At 67.4% G+C, this 2,685-nt stretch carries 4 protein-coding genes; all 4 read right to left on the bottom strand.

From position 1 onward, the window contains the following. A partial coding sequence (locus AO501_RS12945; RefSeq protein WP_156452523.1) for an FHA domain-containing protein occupies positions 1-540 on the bottom strand: 540 nt, incomplete at its 3' end. Positions 541-597: 57 nt separating this feature from the next. Next, complete coding sequence (locus tag AO501_RS12940) at positions 598-987, bottom strand: DUF4189 domain-containing protein (RefSeq protein ID WP_055578114.1); 390 nt, start codon at positions 985-987, stop codon at positions 598-600. Between the two features lie 46 nt (positions 988-1,033). Continuing rightward, positions 1,034-1,756 (bottom strand): LppX_LprAFG lipoprotein, encoded by a 723-nt coding sequence (locus tag AO501_RS12935; protein WP_055578113.1) that lies wholly within the window; start codon positions 1,754-1,756, stop codon positions 1,034-1,036. A 144-nt stretch (positions 1,757-1,900) separates the two neighbouring features. Continuing rightward, a partial coding sequence (locus AO501_RS12930) for an ABC transporter permease (protein ID WP_156452521.1) occupies positions 1,901-2,685 on the bottom strand: 785 nt, incomplete at its 5' end.

Below are 2,685 nucleotides of genomic sequence, written 5' to 3'. Positions count from 1 at the left end.
GACCGTCGCCTGATCGATCGCATGCACCGCGGTCGGCGTCCGCAGCGACGCCGTCACCCCCGACGCCGTCTGCCCCGAGGTGGCGGGATCGCCCAGTCCCAGCTCGGCGGTGAATGCGGTCGGCAGCGGGGGGACTGGGATCTCGGTGGTCTCGGTAGTGGCCGGCTCAGCCGGGTCGGGAAGCGGGGCCACCGTCGTGGTCGCCTCGCCGATCGATATTGGCTCCGGCCCCCCGGCGCCGCCGGGCTCGAACTCCACCACCTCCCCCGATGACGCCGACCCGAGAATCACCGTCACCGGCTCATCGCCGATGACCACCTCTTCCACCCGGGCGCCCTGCACGTACATGCCGTTGCTGCTGCGATTGGACAACACCCACCCCGCCTCGGTGGGCGCCAGCACCGCATGCACCCGCGAGATCCGCGGATTGTCCAACTGAATATCGGACTCACCTGAACGCCCCACCGTCCACACCCGCCCCGGAGCCACCACCCAGCTACGGCCACCCCCACGCACCTGCAACCCCGCCACGTCATTCATCCCAACTCTCCAACCACGCCGCCCCGATGAGCGCACGGGCGGGCGAGCGCATCGACTTTAGTTGCAGAGCCAGGTGCCGATCCATCCTGCGGTGCCCAGCCGCCGCATGGCGTCCTGCTCGGCGGCCAGCAGCGTCGAGCCGTACCCTCCGGCGTGATCTCCGGCGTTGTTCTCGGCGACCGCACCGCATTCCGAGAACGACACCAGAACCTTGCAGTCGGACTTGCCGCAGGCACCTATCGCGGCACTTTCCGCGGCGGCGCGCGACGGGGCGTCCTTGGTGCGGCCGAACAGCTGCCCCGACGCCGAGTAGGCGATGGCACCGTACTGGCCGTCGGCGTGCCCGGCGGGAGCCAGCGCGACCAACGTCGCCGTCACCGCCGCGACGCCGGCCAGTGCGACCGCCGCGCCCCTTGCAAAGCGCGCCCGAAAAGCGGTCAATCCCATGATGATTCCTTTCGGCGACTGAAGAAGATGGGGTTCCACGAAGGTGCTAAACCGGCTTGGTGGCGGTGACCTGCTTGCCCCACTCCGACATGGTCATCGACACCGTCCCGTTCTCAACCGGAGTGATCTCGATCTTGACCAGGTGGTAGGAGCCGTCCGAGGCGATCCAGACGGTGGTCGGCGTGGGCGGGGCGTTCTGGGGGCTCAGGCGCGATCCGGCCAGGGTGGCGACGTCGTCGGTCGACGACGTGCCGGTGATCTTGGTGGTGGCGATGCCGTTGACCTGTTCGCTGCCGGCCACCTTGGGGTTCTGCAGATTGGCCAGCAGGTGGGCCAGGCCCTTGTCGGGGTCGAGCAGCGTGGAGACCTCATAGATCGACGCGCCGTTGCCGTAGTCGGTGAATTTGCCGGGCTCCGCCACGTCGGAGTAGAGGTGGCCGTCGACGAAGACGAATTTCGAGTCCACGGGACTCTTGCCGACGGTCAGCGTCGCGGTGCCGTTGGCCACGGTCTGGGGGGTGTTGGACACGTCGCCGTCGAGCTTGGTCACCTCGAGATTGGGCACCGTTCCCTGCACGGTGAGGCTGACATGCATCCCGGTGACCTTGCGCATCGCGTCGGCGGCCTGCTTGACGGTGCTCGCGGCGTCCACGTTGGGCGCGTTGGAGCCGCTGCCGGAGGTGTTGTTCTTCGGGCTTCCGCAGCCGGTGAGCACGAGTGCGGTCACCATGACCGCTGCCGCGGCCCCGGACCAGAGCTTCAGTTTCATAGACATCTCCTTCGTTGAGGCAACCGGCACGTTGCCACGGGGCAAACACATCTGGAGGACGCACCAAAGCCAGCGAATAGCGTAAACCTGGCGCTATTCGCTTGGCCATACCTCCTTTTCGGACTGACAAGCAAACGGTCTGGGTTACTTTCGGGCCCTGCGGTGCCGATTGAGGCCGTGCAGTCGCGCCGCGAGCAGTATCACCATCACCGCTCCCAGCGCCGCGCACATCCCGAGTGCGGTCAGCCAGTGCGCGCGGTCGTGCGTCCACATCGGGTCGGGGTCGGTGAGGCGGATGTAGTTCACCCCGAGCGAGGAGCCGGCCATGGCGTAGGCCCAGCGGGAGGGGGAGAGCCAGGCGAGTTGTTCCAGGGGGATGCGGTCGTTGACGGCGAACATGCCGCCGCAGAGGACGAGTTGGGCCATGACGACGACGACGAGCAGGGGCATGCCGCGGTCGGCGTTGCTGATGAGGGCGGAGATGAGCAGACCCAGGACCATCGACACCACGGTCACGGCGACGACGGCGGCCGCGATCTCGGCCGAACCGACGTGCCGGAGCATCTCGGTGCTGCCGGACCGCAGCAGCAGCGAGTCGTCGGGCGGCGGCAGAAAAGCGACCCCGAGAAATCCGAAGAGCAACCCTTGCAGGCCCGAAATCGCACCCAGCACAACGAGTTTGGAGGCGAGATAGGCGCCGCCGGACAGTCCGATGCCGTGTTCGCGGCGGTAGATCGCCTGTTCCTTGACGATCTCGCGGATAGAACCGGCGCACCCCATCAAGGCGCCGCCGATGATGAGCAGCACCAGCAACTGGGTGGGTTGTTTGGACTGCTGGGTTATCGCGTCGGCCAGGGAGAGGCCGGCGTCGCCGGGGACGGCGTAGGTGAACAGGCTCAGGAGTAGGGGCAGGGCGAGGAGGAACAGGG

The organism is Mycobacterium gordonae, from assembly GCF_001417955.2.
GTDB lineage: Bacteria > Actinomycetota > Actinomycetes > Mycobacteriales > Mycobacteriaceae > Mycobacterium > Mycobacterium gordonae_B.
Note: the sequence above shows the minus strand (reverse complement) of the source record. Positions and strands in the feature narration are given on the sequence as shown.